The sequence below is a fragment of the Saccharothrix syringae genome, from assembly GCF_009498035.1.
Classification (GTDB): domain Bacteria; phylum Actinomycetota; class Actinomycetes; order Mycobacteriales; family Pseudonocardiaceae; genus Actinosynnema; species Actinosynnema syringae.
The window spans coordinates 6,105,785-6,128,276 of the sequence record NZ_CP034550.1; the positions used below are offsets into that span (position 1 = coordinate 6,105,785).

Annotated in this window: 17 protein-coding genes and 2 pseudogenes; 14 read left to right on the forward strand and 5 right to left on the reverse strand. The window is 68.2% G+C overall.

Features of this window, described 5'->3' with window-relative positions:
• Positions 1-14: 14 nt before the first annotated feature.
• Both EKG83_RS26020 and EKG83_RS26025 read left to right on the forward strand, forming a co-directional pair.
• Positions 15-1,610, forward strand: a complete 1,596-nt coding sequence (locus EKG83_RS26020) for a (2,3-dihydroxybenzoyl)adenylate synthase (protein WP_033433572.1) — start codon at positions 15-17, stop codon at positions 1,608-1,610.
• A gap of 11 nt (positions 1,611-1,621) precedes the next feature.
• Positions 1,622-2,074 (forward strand): winged helix-turn-helix transcriptional regulator, encoded by a 453-nt coding sequence (locus EKG83_RS26025; RefSeq protein ID WP_033433573.1) that lies wholly within the window; start codon positions 1,622-1,624, stop codon positions 2,072-2,074.
• Here the strand turns inward: EKG83_RS26025 and EKG83_RS26030 are convergent.
• Complete coding sequence (locus EKG83_RS26030) at positions 2,056-2,790, reverse strand: MerR family transcriptional regulator (protein WP_033433574.1); 735 nt, start codon at positions 2,788-2,790, stop codon at positions 2,056-2,058. The two genes, EKG83_RS26025 and EKG83_RS26030, sit on opposite strands and share 19 nt — an antisense overlap.
• Before the next feature lie 207 nt (positions 2,791-2,997).
• Between EKG83_RS26030 and EKG83_RS26035 the strand changes: the two genes are divergently transcribed.
• Together EKG83_RS26035 and EKG83_RS26040 are read left to right on the forward strand one after the other, a co-directional pair.
• Positions 2,998-3,882, forward strand: coding sequence for an ABC transporter ATP-binding protein (locus EKG83_RS26035; protein WP_033433606.1), 885 nt, complete (start codon positions 2,998-3,000; stop codon positions 3,880-3,882).
• Positions 3,879-4,745 (forward strand): ABC transporter permease, encoded by an 867-nt coding sequence (locus EKG83_RS26040; protein ID WP_051766506.1) that lies wholly within the window; start codon positions 3,879-3,881, stop codon positions 4,743-4,745. Before EKG83_RS26035 ends, EKG83_RS26040 begins: the two co-directional genes overlap by 4 nt.
• Before the next feature lie 1,086 nt (positions 4,746-5,831).
• On the opposite strand, the gene EKG83_RS26045 is transcribed toward EKG83_RS26040, so the two are convergent.
• Together EKG83_RS26045 and EKG83_RS48250 are read right to left on the reverse strand one after the other, a co-directional pair.
• Positions 5,832-6,866, reverse strand: coding sequence for a competence protein CoiA (locus tag EKG83_RS26045; protein ID WP_084716847.1), 1,035 nt, complete (start codon positions 6,864-6,866; stop codon positions 5,832-5,834).
• A gap of 320 nt (positions 6,867-7,186) precedes the next feature.
• Positions 7,187-7,418 (reverse strand): annotated as a pseudogene (locus EKG83_RS48250) (IS5/IS1182 family transposase); the annotation flags it as partial.
• Positions 7,419-7,564: 146 nt separating this feature from the next.
• Here EKG83_RS48250 and EKG83_RS26050 point away from each other — a divergent pair.
• The 4 genes and pseudogenes from EKG83_RS26050 (at position 7,565) to EKG83_RS26065 (ending at position 10,282) form a co-directional block, all read left to right on the forward strand.
• Positions 7,565-8,769, forward strand: a pseudogene (locus tag EKG83_RS26050) (IS3 family transposase).
• A 292-nt stretch (positions 8,770-9,061) separates the two neighbouring features.
• Positions 9,062-9,310, forward strand: coding sequence for a DUF4333 domain-containing protein (locus tag EKG83_RS26055; protein ID WP_170191912.1), 249 nt, complete (start codon positions 9,062-9,064; stop codon positions 9,308-9,310).
• Positions 9,311-9,362: 52 nt separating this feature from the next.
• Entirely contained in the window at positions 9,363-9,674 is a 312-nt protein-coding gene (locus EKG83_RS26060; RefSeq protein WP_033433576.1) for a hypothetical protein, read from the forward strand.
• A 119-nt stretch (positions 9,675-9,793) separates the two neighbouring features.
• Positions 9,794-10,282 (forward strand): DUF5956 family protein, encoded by a 489-nt coding sequence (locus tag EKG83_RS26065; RefSeq protein WP_033433577.1) that lies wholly within the window; start codon positions 9,794-9,796, stop codon positions 10,280-10,282.
• Here the strand turns inward: EKG83_RS26065 and EKG83_RS26070 are convergent.
• Both EKG83_RS26070 and EKG83_RS26075 read right to left on the reverse strand, forming a co-directional pair.
• Positions 10,270-11,028 (reverse strand): hypothetical protein, encoded by a 759-nt coding sequence (locus EKG83_RS26070; protein ID WP_153278400.1) that lies wholly within the window; start codon positions 11,026-11,028, stop codon positions 10,270-10,272. The two genes, EKG83_RS26065 and EKG83_RS26070, sit on opposite strands and share 13 nt — an antisense overlap.
• Positions 11,029-11,335: 307 nt before the next feature.
• A complete protein-coding gene (locus EKG83_RS26075) occupies positions 11,336-12,139 on the reverse strand; it encodes an SAM-dependent methyltransferase (protein WP_051766509.1) in 804 nt (267 codons plus the stop codon).
• Positions 12,140-12,671: 532 nt separating this feature from the next.
• On the opposite strand from EKG83_RS26075, the gene EKG83_RS26080 reads away from it, so the two are divergent.
• The 6 genes from EKG83_RS26080 to EKG83_RS26105 all read left to right on the forward strand — a co-directional run bounded on the left by EKG83_RS26080 (position 12,672) and on the right by EKG83_RS26105 (position 22,413).
• Positions 12,672-13,229: an RNA polymerase sigma factor gene (locus EKG83_RS26080; protein WP_033433579.1), complete on the forward strand. Its 558-nt coding sequence runs from the start codon at positions 12,672-12,674 to the stop codon at positions 13,227-13,229.
• A complete protein-coding gene (locus EKG83_RS26085; protein ID WP_153278401.1) occupies positions 13,226-15,559 on the forward strand; it encodes a GGDEF domain-containing protein in 2,334 nt (777 codons plus the stop codon). The genes EKG83_RS26080 and EKG83_RS26085 overlap by 4 nt, the downstream gene beginning before the upstream one ends.
• Before the next feature lie 140 nt (positions 15,560-15,699).
• On the forward strand, positions 15,700-17,829 hold the full coding sequence (locus EKG83_RS26090) for a tetratricopeptide repeat protein (RefSeq protein WP_051766510.1): 2,130 nt from the start codon (positions 15,700-15,702) through the stop codon (positions 17,827-17,829).
• A gap of 767 nt (positions 17,830-18,596) precedes the next feature.
• Positions 18,597-18,893 carry a hypothetical protein gene (locus EKG83_RS26095; RefSeq protein ID WP_033433581.1) on the forward strand — a complete coding sequence of 99 codons (297 nt, stop codon included), beginning with the start codon at positions 18,597-18,599 and terminating at the stop codon, positions 18,891-18,893.
• Between the two features lie 257 nt (positions 18,894-19,150).
• A complete protein-coding gene (locus EKG83_RS26100; protein ID WP_033433582.1) occupies positions 19,151-19,681 on the forward strand; it encodes an RICIN domain-containing protein in 531 nt (176 codons plus the stop codon).
• A gap of 1,256 nt (positions 19,682-20,937) precedes the next feature.
• A complete protein-coding gene (locus EKG83_RS26105) occupies positions 20,938-22,413 on the forward strand; it encodes a sensor histidine kinase (protein ID WP_228122205.1) in 1,476 nt (491 codons plus the stop codon).
• Positions 22,414-22,492: the final 79 nt, after the last annotated feature.

A 22,492-nucleotide genomic window follows, 5' to 3' on the forward strand; every position in this document is an offset into this window, starting at 1 on the left:
CGTGGGGAGCCGACATGATGCGAGATTGGGTGCCATGGCCGGCGGAGTTCGCCGACCGCTACCGCCGCGAGGGCTACTGGGCGGGCCAGCCGCTGGGCGCGTTGTTGCGGGACTCGTGCGTGCGCCACGCGGGCCGGGTCGCCATCGTGCACGACGACTGCCGGCTGACCTATCGGGATCTGGCCGAGCGGTCCGGGCGGCTCGCGGCACGCCTGCACAGCCTGGACGTGCGGGCGACCGATCGGGTGGTGGTGCAGCTGCCGAACGTGCCCGAATTCGCCGTGCTGCTGCTGGCGCTGCTGCACATCGGCGCTGTACCCGTGCTTGCCCTGCCCGGACACCGCCGGGTCGAGATCACCCACCTGTGCACGCACAGCGGCGCCGTCGCGCTCGCGATCGTTGACCGGTTCCGGGGCGTGGACTACCGACAAGTGGCCCGTGAGGTGCGGCCGGGTGCGCCGGACCTGCGGCACGTACTAGTCGCCGGCGACGCGCAGGAGTTCACCGGCTGGGAGGGCGAGGACATCGTGCCCGAGCCGCACCGGCCCGATCCGGGTGAGCCCGCGCTCATGCTGCTGTCCGGCGGCACGACCGGTCTGCCCAAGCTGATCCCCCGCACCCACGATGACTACGCCTACAACGCGCGCACCACCGCCGAAGCCCTGCGGTTCGGCGCGGATGGCGTCTACTTGGCGGTCAACCCGCTGGGCCACAACTCGGCGCTGGGCTGCCCTGGCCTGCTGGGCGCGCTGCTGGTGGGCGGCACGGTGGTGCTGACCTCCGGGGTCCGGCCGGACGAGGTGTTCGCGCTGGTGCGGCGGGAGCGGGTCACGTTGACCACGGTGGTGCCGTCGGTGCTGCGGCTGTGGCTGGACGCCGCTGAGCGCACCGGCACCCGGCTACCTGACCTGCTGCTCCAGGTGGGTAGCGCGAAGTTGGCCCCCGCGTGGGCGGGCCGGGTGCGCGAGGTGCTGGGCGGCCAGCTGAGCCAGTGGTTCGGGATCGGCGAGGGCCTGCTCACCTACACCCGGCTGGACGACCCGGACGAGGTCGTGGCGGGCACCGAGGGCCGGCCGCTGGCGGCGGCCGACGAGATCCGGGTGGTCGACCCCGACGGGCGGCCGGTGCCCGCGGGCGAGGTGGGCGAACTGCTGGCACGTGGCCCGTACACAGTGCGCGGTTACTACCGGGCTCCGGAGCGCAACGCCGAGTCGTTCACGGAGGACGGATTCTTCCGCACCGGTGACCTGGTGCGTCTTCGGACGGATGGCAACCTCGTGGTGGTGGGTCGGCTCAAGGACGTGGTCAACCGGGCGGGCGAGAAGGTACCGGCGGCCGAGGTGGAGGAGCACCTGCTGACCCATCCCGAGGTGCTGGACGCGGCGGTCGTCGGCGTCGACGACCCGGTGCTGGGCGAGCGGGCGGTGGCGTTCGTCGTGCCGCGCGGCGGCGGACTGGACGCGGGGGCGGTGAAGCGGTACCTGCGGGAACGCGGATTGGCGGTGTTCAAGGTGCCAGACCGGGTGGTGCCGGTGACCGGGTTGCCGCGTACGGCGGTGGGCAAGGTGGACAAGGTGGCGCTGCGCACGTCGGTCGCATCGGTGCCGTGACGGGAGGACGGATGGCGCCGAGGATTGCGGACTGCCCGCTCGGCCGTGCGATCGCGCTGATCGGGTCGTGGTGGGTGCTGGAACTGCTGCACGAGGCGTTCGACGGCCGGTCCCGGTTGGACGAGGTGTGCCGTAACCTCGACCTGCCGCCGCAGGTGGTCCGAGAGCGGATCGACGACTTGGTGCAACGCGGGCTGCTGATCGTGCGGGACGACCGGGTCGTGCCCACCGACCTGGCCCACCGCGTGCGGCCGGTACTGCTGATTCTCGCCGCGCTGGGCAACGCCGGGCTCGCACCGGCCGAACGCGGCCTGGTGCTGGTGGACCGGGCCACTGGGGCGGAGGTCGAGCCGGTGGTGGTGGACAGGCGGACCGGGCGGCGGGTCGACACGGAGGGTTTCACGTTCGCCGCCGGACCTGCTGCAAGCGTCACACTGCGCGCCCGCTACCCCGCGGGCGCCTGATCGGTGAGGTGTTCGGTGATGTAGCGGTGCAGCATCGCAGTCCCCTCCAGCATCGCCATGGCGCGCTGGGTGAGCGCGGCCCGTTGCCGGTGCACGGCCTCGCGTAGCGCCTCGCTGCTCAAGGTGCGCCTGAAGTGCTCCATGATCGACTTCACTTGGGGCAGCGAATGCCTCCCCCGGCGCAACATGCTGATGACCTGCGCGTCGCGGACGTCGGTCGCGGTGTAGCGGCGGTGGCCGTCGGCGTCACGCACCGGGGTAAGCAGACCCGCCGATTCCCACACCCGCAGCGCGGAGGGCCGCACCGCGAGCCGGTTGGCCACCTCTCTGATGCGCATGCCCGTCCGGGGCACCGGCGGAGTTTGCTGCGCGCTTTCGGCGACGGCTTCCAACGCCTCGGCGACGGCCTGCAGCGACTGGCGCTGCTCATGCATCCGAACGTGTCCGAGGTCCACCAAGTCCAGCGTTCGGGCGATGTCACCAGCGTGCGCGGCGAGCATCATGGACTGGGCGGCGTCCCAGCCGTAGCCCCTGCCCAGCATGCGGAAGGTGAGCAGGGCTTGGCGGTGGCGCTCCTCGAACCGGCGGTAGCCGAACTCGGACCGCTCGGCTGGGGGCAGCACCCCCGCGTCGAGATAGTTGCGGACCTGCTGGGTTGAGATGCCGGCCGCCCGCGCCAGATCGACCGGGCGCAGCGTGGTCCCGTCCTTGCTCACCTAGCACTCCCCCAAACCGGATCGGTTCAACACCGGTTTGAAGGTTAGCGCAACACTGGCATGGCTGATCAGGCAGCATTTGAAAAAAGTATCAACGTGTTGTTCAACGATATTCTTCAACCCATGGATGGCAACGACGTTCCTCGACCGCGCGTGGACGCGGCCGACACCGGCACTGCGCCGGTCATCGAAGTCCACAACCTGCGCATGCGCTACGGGACCAAGGACGTCCTCACCGGGATGGACTTCACCGTGCGACGCGGGGAGGTCGTGGCGCTGCTGGGTCCCAACGGCGCCGGCAAGTCCACCACGATCGAGATCCTGGAGGGCTTCCGCAAGCGCTCCGCCGGTCGAGTCGAAGTGCTCGGTGTCGACCCGGACCACGGCGACGAGGCGTGGCGCGCCCGCCTGGGCATCGTTCTGCAGTCCTGGCGCGACCACGGTCGCTGGCGGGTGCGCCAACTGCTCGCCCACTTCGGCCGCTACTACCGCCCCTACGGCACCCCCGACCGCCCGCGCCCGTTCGACGTCGACGATCTGATCGCCATGGTCGGGCTGACCGAGCAGGGCGAGAGCCGCGTCGGCGCGCTGTCCGGCGGCCAGCGGCGCCGACTGGACGTAGCCATCGGCCTGGTGGGGCGTCCCGACCTCCTGTTCCTGGATGAACCGACCACCGGTTTCGACCCGGAGGCCCGGCAAGACTTCCACAACGTCGTACAGCAGCTAACCGCAGCTGACGACATGACCGTCCTGCTCACCACACACGACCTGCACGAGGCGGAGAAGCTGGCCGACCGGATCCTGATCCTGGCGGGCGGCATCGTCGTTGCCGACGGCAGCCCGGCCCAGCTGGCGACCCGAGTAGCCAGCAAGGCCGAGGTGCGCTACAGCATCGACGGCCGCCCCGAGGTCCGATCCGTCGACGATGCGACTACATATGTACGAGGGCTGTTCGAGCGACACGGCCAAGCCGTCGGGGACCTGGAGATCCGCCGGGCGAACCTCGAGGACGTCTACCTGACCATGGTCCGCAACGCCGTCACCGGCCAGGGGACCGAGGTGCCACGCGAGCTGAGCGGAGCGAAGTCATGATCGGCAATGCGGTGGATAAAGGCGCGGTGACGCTGCGCGCGGGCTTGGACCGGGCCTGGATCGAATTCCGGCAGACCGTCACCAGCGTGGCAGAGCTGTTCGCCTGGCTGTGGATCCCATTGGCGGCGCTGCTCGTCATGTACTTCGTCGGCGACGATCCTGTGCCCGGCACCGGAGTGACCCTGGGCGCACAGGCCATCCCCGGTATCCTCGGGATGAACGTGGTCTTCACTGCGTTGTTGGGGTTGGCTATGGCGCTGACCGCCGACCGTGAGGACGGCACCCTGCTCCGCGCCAAGGCCACACCGCACGGCATGTCCGCATATCTGATGGGGAAAGTGCTCAGTAAAGCCGGCATGACGGTGGCGACCATGGTGATCTTGTTGATTCCCACAACTTTCCTGTTCGACGGGTTGCAGATGGATCGGGTGTCCCCATGGGCGGACCTGGTGCTGGTGTTGCTGCTAGGATTGGTGGCAACGCTGCCAATCGGCGCGGTACTCGGGTCACTGTTCTCCAACGTGCAGACGCTAGGCTTCATCACCCTGTTCCTGATGGCCCTCGTGGCGATTTCCGGGGTGTTCTATCCGATCACGGCGCTGCCGGAATGGCTACAGTTCGTGGGCCAAGTGTTCCCGGTGTACTGGCTGGGACTCGGGCTGCGATCGGCTCTACTCCCCGACGACCTGGCGCTGGCGGAGGTCGGCGGGACCTGGCGGGAGTGGGAGATGGTCGGCGTACTGGGACTGTGGGCGGTCATCGGGTTCGTGCTCGCGCCGGTGGTGCTGCGTCGAATGGCCCGTCGGGAGTCCGGCTCTGCGGTGGCGGCGCGCCGGGAACAGTTGATGCAGCGCGCCGCATAGTAGGGTTTTGTCAGGTGCTGTTGGGCTGCTGTTTTTGTGGGTTAGTTGCACTCCGGACGAACTGTCCACAGGCGCGGCAGACGCAGGTCCAGGCCGCGAGCGAGTGCTGGAGTTCGCACAGGACGGTGTAGAGAGTCAGGTCTGCGTATGGGTTTTTGAGATGCAGCGCGGCGTCGTGCAGATCACCTGGACGACGGAGACGCGAGTAACGTGTCGATGCCACCTCAACCAGGAGCGGCCCTCGAAGCGGTCCAGACCGAGCCCGCCTTCGAGTTCGCGGTAATCGTGCTCGACGGGCCACCATATCCTGGCCAGTTTCACCAAATTACGCAGCCGGACGTCCTGTAGCCGAGCCGGGAGACAGTAATCAGTGGACTTATTGACCTTCAATTCGTGGTGTCGGTTGAGGCCAGGCGGGATGGAATGTTGCAACCGGACGGGCGCACCCGCAGCACCAGGAAGCGCGAGGGCATGGTCGCGGTCGGATTGTCCGCGCTCTTGCGGAAGTCGTGACGCTAGACTACGAAACTCCCCGCCGACCCCGGCCTCGGCGATTAAAAATTGACGGTGACAGACATGTCCGGATAGCTCGCCTTGACCGGCAGGTGGCCTGTGCCAGAGTAGACCGGCGCGACCGGAACCGACGTGAAACACCACCAAGCGTCGCGACAGGCCCAGGCTAGCCGCTTGTCGATCATGTCAAGACCAGGCGCCACTCCTCCCGGTGCCGCACCTCAATGGCGGCCGGACCCTAGGACCGGATGAGCCGCGTTCCGGTGCCGATCCGGCCAAAAGATGCTCGGCCCCGTGAGCAGCAGCTCGCTGGGCATCATCAGGTCCACCGGCGCCGGCCTCATGCCGCCACCCCAATGGTGTTTACGGCGGTAACACAGGCGCAGCGCTGGGCGATTCAGGGCAGCGCCGAGTCTTCCCTCTCCTCTCGTGATAGGAGATGCCAGTGCAGGTGGTACACCGTCCTTTTTTAGGGCTGCCGCGCCGAAGCGCTGCTAGCGATGTAGTTCGACAACACTCCCAGGAAAACATAGAATGTGCGAGCGGCGATACGCACGCGATACCCCGCCAGAACTACTTAGGTACAGGACCAGGACAGAAGTGCATGTTCGGCTTCCTGATCTTCCCTCCATCTAGATGGATCCGCTCACACACCCGACGCACTGCGATCCTGTTTTCAACGTCGTGAACACCGGCGAACCGCAGTGCCTTTTCCACCCAAAACTCGAGCATGAGCGTTCGTGGCCAGCCGAACGCTCTGACCGCAAGCTTGGTCAACTGGCCGATAAAGTCCGACCCGAACACGGGGCCGTCGCGATCATCAAGGAGTGACGAGCCGCGAATTTCTTCCAGAAGCCGGATCACATCCTCTTCACCGACAATGAGCTTACGCTCCTCCGATCGAAACTCGGGAAGCGGCGCGAGTTCCGGCTTGCCAAAAAGAGCGAATCCGACACGTCGGCGCCGGATTCTGTGGATACTCTTTAGCCGCACATCAGGATAAATTTTGTCCGGATACTTCCTGCCAGGGCGGACAACCGTGTCGAGCCTGACCGCCCATAACTCTTGTTCATCGACATCGAGGCAGCAGACCTCCGAATTTCCGAGGATGCCGTGTAGAACGTCTGCGGTCACACGGACCTCACCACCTTGCGGCGCTGTCAGCAACCGATTCGCACGTCCGCCGGTCCACACCCAGTAGGTGGACTGGAATCCGCCGGGTCCCCTCGTGTCCGCCACCGTCCGACGGCTCATCTCTTGCGTCGTGATCGCGGAATCCTGTACCTCTACCGCGTATCGGAGCTCCGAACCGGGAATGGTCACTGCTACGTCGACCCGCCGACTGGCGGCGGGATAAGATTCTTCGAGGGCCACCTTGTAGCCTACGGCGCGGAACTTGTCTGCCAGTATTCGCTTCGCGGCAAGGTGTCGTGGACTTTCGCCCGATGCCGGACAGTCCAGATTTGCTCGATGCACAAAATGGGACACCACGACTGGCCCAGGCATCAGGACAACCGCCTCATGACAGACCGGACAGGTGTAGCCAGCTCGTGGGACTTGACGGGCGGCTTCGACGCGCTCGCCATCACTGTTGCGTGCCACCAACATGGTTCACGTCTACACCAATTCCCTGAGAATCCGGAGCTACAGCGGGTTGAGTTGCTCCATCAGGTCGCGGTCAGTACTGCAACGGCACTCGCACGTCTCGTAGCGGATCATGTGGGGTGTGATTGTGGATCTAGCGGTGGCAGGACTGGAGCGGGTTCACGCGTTGATCGCCGGGCGGTTCACGCAGTCGAAGCCGCTAACCCAGTGGCGGCAGCTCGTGCCACGGTCGGCTGCGGCGACCCGGAGCTACGGGTGCCAAACGACACCAACCCCGATGTCTCCTTCCGGAGGTTGCTCGCCACAATGAGCCTTTTCCAACCTCATCCGGCGTTGAGGTGGAGTGTCAAGACGGCTCGGATCAGGTCGGTGATGAGGGTGGTAGAGCAGCGGAGTCTGCGCAGCAGCCGTCAAGACTTCAGGATCGAGATGGTCCGTTCGCCGCGAGCGCAGATGCGGGCATGGGAGGCGGCTAACCGCCTGCTGACCTGGCGACAGGTTGTGCCACCTACTGCGGTAAGCCTTGCCTGCCCAGCACGGGATGTCGGCTATGGTCGCGACGAAGCACTGCGCACGGCCAGGGCACGGCGGACGCCGCCCACATGAAGATCCTCAGCGTCGCACGCGGGACTTGACCCTGGATGTTGGACACCAGACACACTTGGATCCTGAAGATCCGGGTGGACAGGAGTCCCGTTCAGATGGTGATGAAGCACTATCCGCCGGAGTTCCGGGCCGAGGCGGTCGCGCTCTACCGGTCCCGTCCCGGAGCGACGATCAAATCGGTGGCCCGGGACCTGGGCGTCAACCACGAGACGCTGCGCAACTGGATCCGCCTCGACGACGCGCAACGGGCAGGGGCACCCGCCGCCACCGCCGCGAGCGCCTCGGCGCCGGCCTCGCCGGAGGACGAGAACGCCCTACTACGCAAGCGGATCCGCGAGCTGGAAGAGGAACGTGACATCCTGCGCAAGGCGGCCCGGTATTTCGCGGGGGAGACGCGCTGGTGAACCGCTTCCAGTTCGTCGACGATCACCGGCGCCACCACGGCGTGAAGCGGTTGTGCCAGGTCATCGGCCTTGCCCGGTCCAGCTACCACCACTGGAAGGCCACCGCCTCGGACCGGGCGGTCCGCGCCGCGGACGACGCACACCTGGCCGCCCGAATCCGCACCATCCACCTCGAGTCGGCCGGCACCTACGGCGTCCCCCGGATCACCGCCGAACTGCACGACACGGGGCAGGTGGTCAATCACAAGCGCGTCGCCCGGGTGATGCGCCAGGTCGGCCTGGCCGGGCTGCGGCTGCGCCGCCGGCACCGCACCACCACGGCCGACCCGACGGCGGTCAAGGCCCCGGACCTGCTCGAACGCGACTTCACCGCCCAGGCGCCCAACACCCGCTACGTCGGCGACATCACGTATCTGCCGATCGCCGACGGCACGTTCCTCTATCTGGCCACGGTGATGGACCTGTGCTCGCGCCGCCTGGTCGGCTGGGCGGTGGCCGACCACATGCGCGCCGACCTCGTCCTCGACGCCCTGCACGCGGCGCGGCGGACACGCGGCAGCCTGGCCGGGGCGATCTTCCACAGCGACCACGGAGCCCAATACGGTGCCAGGGCCTTCGCCGACGCCTGCCGTGCCGCCGGGGTGACCCGGTCCATGGGCGCGGTGGGCAGCTCCGCGGACAACGCCGCCGCCGAAAGCCTCAACGCCTCCTTCACACGCGAAACCCTTCAAGGCGCTCTGAACTAGGGCAGCGCAAGGGAAGCACGACTGGCCGTGTTCGGCTGGGCACACCGCTACAACACCCGACGACGCCACTCACACCTCGACCAGAAATCCCCGATCGACTACGAGAACAGCCTCACCCCGACGCCGGCTACGCTGGCCCCAGCCGCATAACCCCGTGTCCAACATCCGGGGTGAAGTCCCCGCACCCGGACGGGCATCACTGTGGAGCACGTCGAGAACCGTCTCGTGGACACGGCAGCGGCACCAGGTAGTGCAGGACCGCAACGAAGCCGCAGGCCGGTACCTGTAACGGCGTGGCAGGGGTGATCGACTCCTGGGTCATGCGCGTTCCCACGGCGTTACTCGTCCCGGTCACCGTGCTGGCGATTGTCGGCACTGCGTGCGCCGCGACGACGCCGGGCACTCCCGAGTCGCTCCGGCAACGGTCACGGTGGTTCCCACGGTGACCGCCACCCCCGCTCCACGGACTCGGCGGGTATTCGACGCGCAGTCAGTCGAGCACGGCGTGAGCCTTGTCCTGCGCCAGGACTACAAGATCGCGGGCGTGGAGACGGTCGAGTGTCCTGATCAGCAGGCCGTGGTGGCCGGGACGTCGTTCGTGTGCGCGGTGCGACTCGGCGGCGGCGACACGGAGGTGACCATCATGGTCAAGAGCGGCGATGGAGAGTACGCGGTAGGACGACCTCGGTGACCTGCGGCGAGCTTCACCGCGACCATCGAACCTCCGCGGGAGGATGGGTGACATGACCGCGAACGAACCGCAGCGTCTGCCGCACAGTAAAGCCGCCCGCGAGATGCTGGCGGCGGACGCCTACGCGGACGTGTTGGTGAACACTTTTCGCGGCACCGCGCACGAACGCGAGGCGGCGAGGTTGGCGCAGCGGGTCGCCGATTCCGCCGTGGAAGCCTCACGCTTTCAACGCGGAGCCGATCGTGACGACCGGGCCGCCGAGCAGGCGGAGGCGGCCAGGGCGACGGCGAAAGCCGAGCGGCGACGCGCGGAGGAAGCCGTACAGCGGTGGTTCACCGAGGACCGCCGGGTACACGGCGGCTGACAGCGGGTGCGCTTCGGGTTCAGCTCGGCTCAGGACAGCGGGTTCCCGACCACGGAGGTGCCCAAGGCATGGGACAGCCGGCAGGATCATCCGGACACGACACCGACTGGTGGCGGCGGGTGCGCCTGCTGCCCAAGGACACGCCGGTGACCACGCCACCCGGCCTTCCCGGACGTCCGGCCTCGGCACGCCTGCAGTTCGAGGGCGCCACCTACGATCGGGTGCCCGATACCGGTTTCACCATGCTGCTCGCCTGGCTCGCCGGCCTCGAACACCTGGTGCGCCTGCCCGACCGGGAATCGCACACCGTCACGGTGACCGAAATCCGAGGCACCGCCAGGATCACTCACAGTGGACCGCGCACCTCCACCGATCAGGACACGATCGACGAGGGCATCGAGGACTACCTGGCCGACGCGGGCGTGCCCGCACCACCCCGCGGCCACCGCTGGTACCAGCGCCTCCCTCACGGCCACGACACCCTCGACGACGTCTACGCCCACGTCAACACCGCCCTGCGCGCCACCGACCCCGAGGGCACCGCCATACATCCCGACCAACTCAAGCCGATCTTGACCGACATCATGGCCGTTCTCTACCCACACTGACACCACGCCGCCAGCAGGCGGAAGGTCAGCGGGTCCGCTGTCGCCTCGCCGACGGCGTGATCGCCGGCACCGCCCCTCAGCCGGACATAGTGGACGCACCGGACTGCGCCGGCCAGCGAGTGGCGAGGTGTCAACTGGGCAGGTCGATGACCTTCCGGACGGTGAATGCACCGTCCAGGCCGACCTCGATCACCGGTAGCCGCCAGCTGGTGGAGTTGCCCGTCGTGGCGTTGATCCCGAAAGGCGCCGCCAGCGCCGTTCACGGCGTTCTTCGTGTGGTCGAGCCGGGTGGGGGCGGCCCGGACGTCCTTGCGGGTGACGGTGGCGCCGGTGTTGAGCCCGCCAGCCGCCTGGTTGATCGACTCGGTGGTGGCGAGCACCGCGTCGTGCATCACGATGCTCCATGCGTCGTCCAGGTCGGCCCTGGAGAAGCCGAGCTGGTCGAGCTCCTTGCCGATGGCTGCTTCAGAGCGCGTTCGAGCCGCCCCTGCTTCTTGGCGGTGGTCAGCCCGGTGGAGTCCCGGGCGATGGCGACCTGCGCGGTGACGAACCTCGGGAACGGGGGTGGTGCCGTATCCGGCGGCGGTGAGGTCGAGGTCGCGGGTAAGGCTGGCGAGCACCTCCCACGCGGTGTTGCTTTTCGGCGCCGCGCAGTCGATGACGGCGTAGGGGATCTCGCCGGTCAGCCGCCGCTGCGCCTCGTCGAGCAGCGTGGTCTTGCCCGCTCCCGTGGGTTCGGTGAACACGAGCACCGGTGTGGGCCGCATGGTCGGCGCGCCATCGCGCTCCGGCCTCTCCATGAACTCGCGTACGGGCGCGAGGCAGGTCCTCCTACGCCGTCGGCAGTACTTCCCTCACGATACGGCCGCGAGGTCACATGATCGTCCGCGTGGTAGATGCTGTCACTGCTGCGAACGAATATCGGCCACTGTTCCCCCGGCCGATCAGCTGACGCGGGTTGCGTGGTGCTCGGCCAGCGCGATGAGGTTTTCTCGGCGGCTCGGAGAGGCGGCGGATCTTTTCGTGGTCGGGTTTCTGCTGTGCACGGCCGTCTCAGGTTGTCCTGCCGAGGACGGTGACGACGGTGGCCGCGGTGTTCGGTGCGGCTGTCGAGGCGGTGTCGACGTGGTCGGTGTGCAGGATCGCTGTGTCTGGCTGCAGTGGTGTCAGGCGGGTCAGCCAGGAGTGCACGGTGGCGGTGGTGCGGGGGTGTCGGCGCCACCAGTCGGCGGAGGGATGGTCGATATCGCCGGAGGCGGCGGTATCGACGAGGGGCCAGGCGGTGAGGTGGGTGAGGGCCACGATGCTGCCGGAGGGCAGGGCGTCGAGGTAGTGCTGGAGGACGCGTCCGGGCCGGTCGTGGTCGGGCAGGGTGTCGAGGATGTCGACGGCGAGCAGCCCGGTGGGCTGTGTCGGGTGCAGCAGGCGTCGGGTGTCGGGGTGGTCGAGGACCCGGTCGGGGTGGCGCAGGTCGGCGTGGATGCCGAGGGCGGTGGGCGTGTCGTCGAGCAGGAGGTTGGTGCGGGCGGTGGTGGCGGGGTCGTGGTCGACGTAGACGACGGGGATGGCGGGGTCGTGTCGGTGGGCGATGCGGTGGGTCGGGGTCATGGTGGGCAGACCTGCCCCGAGGTCGAGGAATTGGCGTATTCCGGCGTCGAGCATGTGTTGCACGGCGCGGTGCAGGAATGTCCTGCCGGCTCGGGCGAGTTCGCGCAGGGCCGGTGCGCGGGTCAGGGCGGTGGCGGCGGCGTCGCGGTCGATGGGGGTGTTGAGGGTGCCGCCGAGCAGCCAGTCGTGGATGCGGGCGGCGTTGGGTCTGTCGAAGTCGGCTGTCGCGGTGTCGTCCCGGTCGGACACGCCAGCTCCTTCCCTGATTGATCATCGTGTGATCGGTGGCCGTGGGGTGTCCGGCCGTACAGGTCGTGCCCCTATGCTCTGACATCCGCAGGACTGCGGAATGACGTGCTCAAGGCATGGTTCGCCCGTGTGTCGTATGCGGTTCATCGTCATGGCCGCCATGGTCGTGTACCGACCGGTCATGTCCTCACTCTTTCGGGTGAACCATTGAGCGGCGACATGGACATCGCGGGCGCTGCGCACTGATCAAGGGCGTACGTCCATACCGGGCGTGTCCTCGATGGCGAGAGGTTCCCGTGCTGTCGCAACTGATATTCGCGGCGGACGCCGTGGGCGGTTGGCACCGTCGGTGGCGTACCGGCTTCCGCGGGCGCCTGCGGCCCCGCGCTTGTCGTCACGTGCGGTGCGGGTTGTGTCCGGCTGGTGCCCGTATCCGCGCCGCGGCTCGCAGGCGGGGGATCCGGGCCGGTGTGACCGGTGGCGGTCTTCCGTGGTCGGCCTCGGAGGTGGCGACGGTGCAGGGCGACTGCACGTGACCAACCCGCACGACGCGCAACGACACGTCCACGAGCGAGAGTTCGCCGAGTTCTACCGCGAAACCCATGACAAGCTGTGTCGCTATGTTCACCACCATGCGCCGATGCTGGACAGTCGGGAGATTGCCCACGTGGCCTTGAGCCGGGTGTGGGGACGCTGGGGACGTATCGAAGGCAGCCCTCTCCGGTACGCCTTCATCGTGGCCAAAAACCTCATGGTGCAGGAGCTGCGGCAGACGACCGCGCCGCCGGTTTCGCCCGATGAGCGTCATCGGCTGCTGGTCGCGCCGCTGGAGGACATCGAGCAACGGCAGCGGCTGCTCGAGGTCGAGGCGGCCATCGAGAAGTTGCCCAGACACCTGCGGGACGCGTTGCGGATGAAGTCCTTCGGGTTCAGCAACAAGCAGATCGCCGAGGCGATGGGTTGCCGGACGCGCAGCGTGTCCAACTACGTCGCCGAGGCACGGCGACGACTGCTTGCCCGCGACGATCCCGGTGCGGGGACAGCCGAGGGGGATGGTGCGGTCCGGTACGACGACAGAGGTGACACATGATGCTGCAATCGATCCTGTCCTGGATCCCGGGAACCAATGCCTTTCACGGGCGGCGTCAACTCGATGCCGATCTGGCGCTGCTGGGCAGGCTGGGACCGGCGCCGACCTCCGAGGCGGACCAGGATGCCGCTCTGGCGCGCATCTTCGCGGCCGACGCCCGCCCACCGGCGCCACCGGCCGCCGAAGTGCGGGTTCCTCCACAACCGATCGGGGACCGGCGGCCCGTGGGCTTCGAGGACATGGTGGATGAGTGGGCCAAGGCACTGGTGTCCAGTAGTTGTCTGCCGATGGGCCAGGACGATTTGCGTGACCGGCTGACGGTGATGGCCCGCGGCCTGCTGCGGCAGGTCTGCGGGGACGCTCCGTCGGGTGTGTCCGCCGAGCGGATCGGTCGGGAGTTGGCCCAGGATCTGCTGCTGACCGCCGACGCCTTCCAGAACGCGCTGGAGTTGATCATCCCGTGGTTGGAGCGCGTGCACCGGCACACCGGCGAGGGCACCGCGGCCTGCCGTGCACAGGCTGTGGCGGCCCTGGCCGGTGGGTTCGCCGCCGGGGCACGCGACCGCGTCCTCGACGAGCAGATGCGGGTGACCCGCGCCTGGCTGGACTCCCGGCACCACGCCCTGCGCGCCGGCTTGGAGGAGCCTGGACGCTTCCATTCCGGGTTGTCCGATGCTCCCGAGCCGATGGGGCTGCTCACCGCCGAGGGCACGGTGCTCGAAGCCAACGCGGCGCTGCTGCGGCTGCTGGACCGGCCGCGTCCGGCCGTCGTCGGGCACCGCCTGCTCGACTTCGTACTCGGCGAGCACGACCTGACCACGGTCGCCTCCGCCCTGGAAGCCGCCGTCCAGGCCGCAGGCCGCCCGATCTCGACGGAGTTCGCGCTCACCGGTGCCCACGGAGGCTTCACCGCCTGGGCCGACGCCGCGTTGGCCTGGCACACCGGCTCCGACCGGGCCGACGGCCGAATTCACCTGATCATGCAGGACGTCACCACATGCCGTGCCTGGCAACGACGGCTGCAACCTCGTGCCGACCGTGACCAGGTCACCGGCCTGCCCACCCGACGGCATTTCCTGCACCGCGTTCACACCGCCCTGACCGCCGGCTCCATCGGCGTGGTCGGACTGTGTGTGCTGCGGGTGGACGGGTTGGCACCACTGGCCCGGGCGTTCGGGCCCGCTGCCGGTGACCGGATCGCCACCACCATCGGCTCGCGCGTCATCGCGGCGCTGTCCGACGTGCCCGACACCGCCCTGGCCAGGCTGGACCGGGACCGTTTCGCGGTACTGCTGACCGACCCGCACCACTGGACCGGCGTCACCGAGCTGGTCAAACGGCTGGTCGACTGGGTCTCCGCCCCGATACGCAGCGATACCCGGGAGGTGCTGCTCTCGCCCAGCGTCGGCGTGGTCCAAGCCCGTCCCGGCGTCTCGGCCGAGGAGCTGCTCGACGAAGCCGAAACCGCCTTGCCCACCGAGCATCGCGACCAACGCCGTCTGCGCACCGTCACGCGGCCACCGCACCAGGACCGGCAACTGCAACGCGCGCACCTGCTCGCCGCACTGCCCCGCGCCCTGCGGGACGGCGAGATCACCCTGGTGTGGCGGCCCATCGCCGACCTGGCCACCGAAACCGTGGTCGGCGCCGAGGCCACCGCGACCTGGCGCCGCCCCGACCGGAGCATCGTCGCCGACGACCTGCTCGACGAAGCCGAGGCTTTGGGCCTGATCCGCGGTTGGGGCCCGCGGATACTGCGGCAGGCCGCCGTCCAGGCCGCGCGGTGGCGTGCCGCCCTGGGCGAGGCCGCCCCCCGGGTCACCGTCAACCTGCCGGCACGCTTCGCCGACGACGACGCCCTGGTCGAGCACGTCACCGCCGCCCTGCGCGAGACCGGCCTGCCGCCGGAACAGCTGCTGCTGTCGATGCCCGAGTCGGCGGTCGTGGACGAGTCGGGCAGGCCACGGCCACGCCTGCTCAAGCTCAACAACCTGAACGTGCCGGTGGCGCTGGACGGCCTGGGTACCGACATCGCCCGCTACGACCATCTTCCGCACCTGCCCCTGCACACCCTGGTCGTCTCCCCCACCCTGACCGCCACACTCGGTTCGGGCGACCAGAGCCGCTGTAGGCAGTCGGTCGCCGCAGCCCTGATCAGCCTGGGCCGGGAGTTGACCCAGACGGTGATGGTCAAGGGCATCGACACCGTAGAGCAGTTCCGCGGTGCCCGGTCACTGCAAGCCCACCAGGGCGCCGGCGACCTGATCGGCAGGCCCGCAGGCCCCGACGAGATCCAGGACATGGTCCTCGGCGGCGCCCTGACCGTCTGATCCCCGCCCCGGGACCGCGCACCGGGTGTCCGGTGGTCCGTCCCGTGTCGGGGCGGACCACCGGACACCCGGCACCACAGCAGCGCACGACCACACCGCATCTTCGTCCCCCCGACACCGCCCCCAGGAGAGCGTCGATCATGTCCGCCCCGCCCTCTCGACACCCCTTCGGCACGCCGCCCACCGGCTCCACGGTCACCAACACCCTGGACAACGGACAGCACGGCACCGTGCTGCAGGTCGGCCACGTCCACGGCGACCTCGCCCTCCACGCCGCCTGCGACGACACCGCAGGGCCGGTGTCCATCCGCCCACCCCTGGACCGGGTCACCTCCGACCTGCACGGCCGCGACGACCTGGTCGCCACCCTGCTCGACGGCGTCCTGCGCCAGGACGGCGCCACCACCGTGCTGCACGGCGCGGGCGGGGGCGGCAAGACCGCCGCCGCCCTCACCCTGGCCGACCTGCTCGACCACGAACACCGCCGGATCCGCCTGTGGTGGATCGACGCCTCCACCGAACGCAGCCTCACCGCGGGCCTGCGCGAACTGGCCCTGGACGCCGGAGCCCCGATCGACACCGTCATCCGTGCCTGGTCGGGCCAGTTGTCCCCGGTGCCGGTGCTCACCGACGCACTGGCCCGCCACCCGCGGCCGTGGGTGGTCATCGTCGACAACGCCGACGACACCCGCCTGCTGCAGCCCTGGCTGCCGGCGTTACGCCACCGCACCGGCCACGTCCTGATCACCAGTCGCGACGGCACCGGCGACCGCTGGCCCCGCCACGCCACCCTGGTCCCCCTGCGTCCCCTGACCCGCGAGCACGCCGCCGACGTGCTGTGCTCCCTGGCACCCCGGGCCGGGACCCGCGACCAGGCCCTGCTGCTGGCCGACACCCTCGGACGCCTGCCGCTGGCCCTGCACCTGGCCGGGCGCTACCTGCGCGGCGCCGCCGCCCTGCCGCCCGTGCCAGGCGTCCTGCTGCCCGTGGACTTCGACCACTACCGCCGCACCTTCCACGACCACTTCGCCCACGTCGACCGCCTGCACAACCTCGGCCGCGACCTCGACGAGCGCGCACTGCTCACCCGCACCTGGGAGCTGTCGCTGGACCTGCTGCACGACCGCGGCCTGCGCCACGCCCGGCCCCTGCTGCGCTGGCTGTCCTGCTTCGCCCCCGCGCCCCTGCCCTACGTCCTGGCCAACCCCGACATCCTGATCCACTCGCCGCTGTTCCCCGGCATCACCGGCGCCGACATCACCGACACCCTCACCGTCCTGGTCGACTTCGGCCTGATCGACCAGGTCGACTTCCGCGACAGCCGCTCCTCGGCCACGACCACCCGCAGCATGCTCATCCACCCCGTCATCCGCGAGGCCAACCGCCATCAACCCGACCTGCTCGCCGACCCACGCCCCTACCTGGCCCTGTGCGTCGCGGTGCTCGACGGCGCCACCAGCCACCTGCACACCGCCGACCCCACCCACCGGTCATGCTGGGCCGCGCTGATCCCCCACCTCGACCACCTCGTCGACCACGTCGCCCACCACCCCGACCTGCCCGACACCTGGCGGCTGCTGGCCACCAAACTCACCCGCAGCACCGCGGTGTTCGCCCACCTCGCCGGCACACCGGCCCGCGCCGAAACCCTCTACCACGACGCCCTGACCGTCCGACACCAACACCTGGGCCCTCACCACCCCGACGTGCTGACCCTGCGACGCGACCTGGCCTGGCTGCACTGGACCGGCCACCCCACCCCCGACCCCGACCACCTCCAGCGCTGCCGCGCCGAGTACACCGGGCTGATCGACCACTGCACCACCCACCTGGGCGAGCACCACCCGCTCACCCTGACCTGCCGCTTCGACCTGGCCTGGATCGACATCCAAGACCGTCGCCACAGCAGCGACCCCGCAGAGGCCGTCGAGCGATACCGCAACCTCATCCGCGCCGAACACCAGGCCTACGGACGCCACGAAATCAGCGGCCTGGCCGTCCAGCTCGAACTCATCGCCCACCTCTGGCGCCGCACCGTAGCCTGCACTCCGCAGCCCCATGTCACCATGCCACCTCACTACATCACGCTGGTCACCACCGAGTTCGAGCGACTGTTCGCGATGATCGACGACATCGAACAACATCCCGACCTCCACGCCGGCCTGCCCATGACCGTCGATCAGCTGCGCGACAGCGCCCTACACCTGCACCACGCCTTCGCCACCCGACACAACCGACACCCGAACGCCGGACCGCCCCGAGCGACATAGGTCCTCCCCGCACAATCGCCCTCTTCGCACAACCAGTCGATCCGACCTCGCGTATCGGCGATCGCGCCAGAGGGCGACACCTCTTATGGTGTGCCCGAGGTTCGGCGAAACCCTTCTGCTGTTGCGGTGGTATCTCGGGCCTGCACAAGTTGATCGGCCGGTCCACACGCGACGTAGGGCGTGGTCGACCACAAAATTTTTCGCGGCCAGTCCACGAACCGACTGACTTGCCAACCGTCGATCACCCTCCACCGTCAACACACGCCTACCACCGCCATTCCGCACCACTGCCACCAATCCTGAACAACTCTTCAGGATACTTCAAGACTTATTCAGAACCCGTCGGGCACAGTAGACAGCGTCCACACGGACCCCAGGGTGTGCACGTATTCACCGCAGGTCGCCGAAGATCGTGAGGGGGACGGCAGCCTGCCGTATGGGTGACTCGTTCGACGCACCCCCAGGCGGTTACGGGCCGCGTACACGAATCTTCCCGCGATAGATCACCCTGTGAGCAGGCGGTGCTGCGGTGCGGTGACACCTCGATCGATTCCCTTACGGATGCCGCACAGGCACACCTTGTCGAAAGAAACGGAGACAGTGGCCATCATGGGCAGGACGACTCGTTTCATCACGGCCGGGCTCGCGCTCGCCGCACTGACGCTGGTGGCGTAGCCGGCACCGGCCGGCGTCGTCGACAGGGGACTCGGGCGGCGACCCACGGCAGCGGGATGCACCTACCGATTCAAATCGCCTACGACGCTGTTGTGTACACCACCAACGACTCCGCGGTCGCCTCGGTGGACCGGTGGAACGCCTGGGAGTTGGAGGTCTGCGACGAGTCCGCGGACGGAATGCAGGCCAGGACCGAGCTGCGCAACCTCACCACCGGCCAGGTCGTCGCCACCGCCGAGGACGCCAACGGCGCCGCCAACGACGACTGTGGCATCGACTACGCCTATCCCACTCCCTGCTTCGGCGAACGCCTCCGCGTCACCGTCTGGGTCCAGGACGGCGGCAACGGCACCCCGCGATACCGCGCCTACGCCGACTTCACCACCTGACCGCCCACCCAAGTCCCCACTCTGGATCGGCGGGCGCCTACCGCACCGACGTCTGCATCGGTGTAACACCGACCTCACGCCTGAGATCGGGCCAGTCGTTCGGACGCATCCGCCGCCCCTGGAGCGTGTTCGGGCGGCGAGCTTACCGTCCGTATCCGGCCGGCGCGGCCAGGACCAGTCGCGGCGTCGCCGGAGCCGGGGCACCACACCCGGATTCAACACATCGCTGTCCATCACCTCGAAGAAAGGCGAGCACCATGCGTTTCCGCATCCTCACGGGCCTCCTCGCACTGTTCCTGGGCGCGATCGCCACGAGCGGCACGGCCTCGGCCGCGCCCACCGCTGGCCCGACCGTCGCCGCGCCCCCCTCCACCCAGGAAGTGATCAAGTGGTGGGCATCGTGGAGCGGTCTGGTCATGGACGCGTCGAACTTCGGCGGTCACGGCACCCCGGTCGTGCTCTGGCCGGACACCGGCGGCAGCAACCAGTACTGGGTGACCGAGACGGCCCGCGAGGGCGGCACCTACCTGCATCCCGCATACTCCGGTGGGCTGTGCCTCGACTTCGACGGCGAACGGGGTTACGGGAATCCCGTCAAGGTCAACAACTGCGACGGCAGCGACTCTCAGCGGTGGTTCTTCTTCTACCACCCGAGCGGAGGGAACGCGATTGCCACGCACAGCGACTACCAGTACTGCATCGACGTACCCAACTCGGATTTCACCGCCGGACGGCAACTCCAACTGTGGGGATGCAACAACACCACAGCACAACAGTGGCTCAGGTGACCAGGCCCTCCGTCCACGCAACCGCATCGTGCTCGCGACTCCCGCAGCCCGATCGCGCACAGTGGAAATCCGGCCGAAGCACACTCCGGTGACCACCGACTCGTGCCCGCGGCGCCGCATCCTGACGGGCGGCGCCGCGGGCACGAGTCGGTGGTCACCGGTGTTGGCTTTGTCGCTGAGAAGCGACCGCGAATCTCTGTCAGCGGTGATCGCACCGCAGTTGGCGGGATGTCGGTGTCGGTGAGTCTCGACCGCAGGGTGCAGTTGATCTGCGGTCGCGCGTCGCCCGAGGTCGGGGCGCCTCTGGCGCGTGGCTTGGTCTGCTTGTGCCCGCCCGGCGCGGTCACGTCTCGCCGACATTGATCACGCGCTTGATCGACAAGTGCGGTCGAAACCGAGCTGCATTCGCGATCAGAACTCGCTGACATAGCCACCGGTGTCATTCCCCACGACCGCCACGTCGTCCGCGACGATCTGCCCATGCCCCACGGCGTACCGCACACCTGACATCGCGTGTCCGGCCCATCGCGCCCACTAGCGCGGCAGGGAACACTCCCCGCTGGCCGTCACGGCCCGACATCCATCGGCACGGCCTCCTCGTCATCGCGACACTTGTCCGGACAGAGCATGGATACGACAGGGGAATCCACAAAGGATGCACGGCCAGCACCACACCGGACATCCCCTCAACGCTTCCGAGAAACGCTGAAGCGATCTTCGGGAACCTCGTGACACCGGTACATAGTATGGTCATGCAGATGCCGGAGACAGGGGACAATCGTGGACCGACGAACATGCCGACACGAGGACCGCCACCTGAAATATTCGCCATCGACGAGGAATGCAGTGCAACGGCGACCTGCGACAGGCCGGCGAGCATCCTTACGATGGGAACCGGGCCTGATGTGGCGCCCCCCGACCCGAAGGGGTACCAGGTGTGCACACAAATGTGTACCACGGAAACTGGACACCGATACCGACTGCCACCCGGCCCCCTTCTCCCGCGGCCACCACTCATCACCCGCCCGCAGATGCAGCACACTGCGGCGGCGCGCCACGTCCGCCCGTGCTCAAGCATGGTGGGTCCGAGTCGAACTCGGCCGTGAAGACCCATCGTTCCGCCGACCGGGTCATCCCGCCGACAGCAGAGAAGTTCGCGGTGCCGGAGCGCTGCAACACTGTCTGGCCGGGGACGTGGCGCGTGGGATAGGCACGTCACTTGGGCTTACCTGATCCACAGGACAGGAGTGGGACCGATGGAGAGCTGGCAACAGTCCCGAATGCGGTCGTTGCGTGTGTCGGTCTCGCTTGCGGCCACGGCTGTGATCACCGTGCCCGTCGCCGCCGTGACGGTCCTGGCGGTGATGTCCGCACGGAATGAGGCGATGCGACCGGACACCTCACCGGTCGAGATGCGCTATCTCTGCAGTTTTGCTGTTGTACCGCCACGATCGGACCTGCTCCCCGGAGACGTGTCGAACGTCGTCGTCGGATGGGCAGAAACGCAACACTGTGTTCGTAACCGGAACGCCGACTCGACGGAAGTCGAGTGGTTCAACCAGGTGCCATCCAAACCCGTACGGGTTGGCGATATAACATTCGACGACACCATCGATGCCGACACAATCATCACATGCGGAGCGGACTATAGCTCCGCAGTCGTGATCCCCGAGCTGTCTTTATGGCCTTTCACCGACGCGACGAAAATCCGCTACAAATACGTAGCGGACAACGGATACACCCGTACTGTCCCTCCTGAAGACGTGCCACTCCGACCCGACGATCGCGCACGACTTCAGCAAGCGCAGCGGGCTCTCAACACGCGGGTATTGTTGCTGACCTTCGGAGCGGTGCTCCTGAGCACTCTGTTCGGCTGTGTTGTGTGGCTCGCCACCAGTCGCATGCTCCGGCCGGTGGAGGCGATCCGCCGGGAGATGGCCGACATCACCGAGCACGACCTGACCCGCCGGGTCCCCGTGTCCCGCAACCGCAATGAAATCGCCGAACTGGCCGACACGGTCAACGCCACCCTGGACCGACTGGAGACCGCGGTGCAGGACAACCGGCGGTTCGTCGCCGACGCCTCCCATGAACTACGCAGCCCGATCGCGGCGCTGCGCGCCGAGCTGGAGATCGCCACCACCCATCCCAGCCAGGCCGACTGGCCCGCAGTGGTCGACGCGGCCCTGGCCGACACCGAGCGACTGCAGCACCTGGCTTCCGATCTGCTGCTGCTCGCCCGCCTCGACCATGACTCCACCGCCACCGCCACCGCCAGCCGTATCGCCGGCGACGACGTTCTCGACCTCACCGCACTGATACGCGATCAGACCAACATACGCCGCAGCCGCCACACCCTCACCACCGACCTGCCCGACCACCCGGTGTCGGCACGCGGCCGCCGTGCCCTGCTCGACCGCCTGCTGGGCAACCTCCTGGACAACGCCGAACGCCACGCCACCACCACCATCACCGTCCGCCTGAGCACCGCCAACGACCAGGCGATCCTGGAAGTCCTCGACGACGGCCCCGGCATCCCACCCGACGACCACGAACGCGTCTTCGACCGCTTCACCCGCCTCGACGACGCCCGCACCCGCGACACCGGCGGCACCGGGCTGGGCCTCCCCATCGCCCGCCGCATCGCCACCAACCACGCAGGCACCCTGCAGGCCGTTGACCCGGACGTCGGCGGCGCGCGGTTTGTTGTCACCCTCCCCCTGACCCCCTGATCGGCGATACGGAAGCAGTGTTGCAGCCGAATGCAAGGGTCGCCCTGCCGTAGGTGTCATGGGCGCTGTCGCGGAGTAC

Coding starts and splice junctions, on each gene's coding strand:
- EKG83_RS26035 (WP_033433606.1), top strand. CDS start 2,998: ATGCGCTACGGGACCAAGGACGTCCTCACCGGGATGGACTTCACCGTG.
- EKG83_RS26040 (WP_051766506.1), top strand. CDS start 3,879: ATGATCGGCAATGCGGTGGATAAAGGCGCGGTGACGCTGCGCGCGGGC.
- EKG83_RS26025 (WP_033433573.1), top strand. CDS start 1,622: ATGGCGCCGAGGATTGCGGACTGCCCGCTCGGCCGTGCGATCGCGCTG.
- EKG83_RS26060 (WP_033433576.1), top strand. CDS start 9,363: ATGACCGCGAACGAACCGCAGCGTCTGCCGCACAGTAAAGCCGCCCGC.
- EKG83_RS26020 (WP_033433572.1), top strand. CDS start 15: ATGATGCGAGATTGGGTGCCATGGCCGGCGGAGTTCGCCGACCGCTAC.
- EKG83_RS26105 (WP_228122205.1), top strand. CDS start 20,938: ATGGAGAGCTGGCAACAGTCCCGAATGCGGTCGTTGCGTGTGTCGGTC.
- EKG83_RS26085 (WP_153278401.1), top strand. CDS start 13,226: ATGATGCTGCAATCGATCCTGTCCTGGATCCCGGGAACCAATGCCTTT.
- EKG83_RS26045 (WP_084716847.1), bottom strand. CDS start 6,866: ATGTTGGTGGCACGCAACAGTGATGGCGAGCGCGTCGAAGCCGCCCGT.
- EKG83_RS26100 (WP_033433582.1), top strand. CDS start 19,151: ATGCGTTTCCGCATCCTCACGGGCCTCCTCGCACTGTTCCTGGGCGCG.
- EKG83_RS26090 (WP_051766510.1), top strand. CDS start 15,700: ATGTCCGCCCCGCCCTCTCGACACCCCTTCGGCACGCCGCCCACCGGC.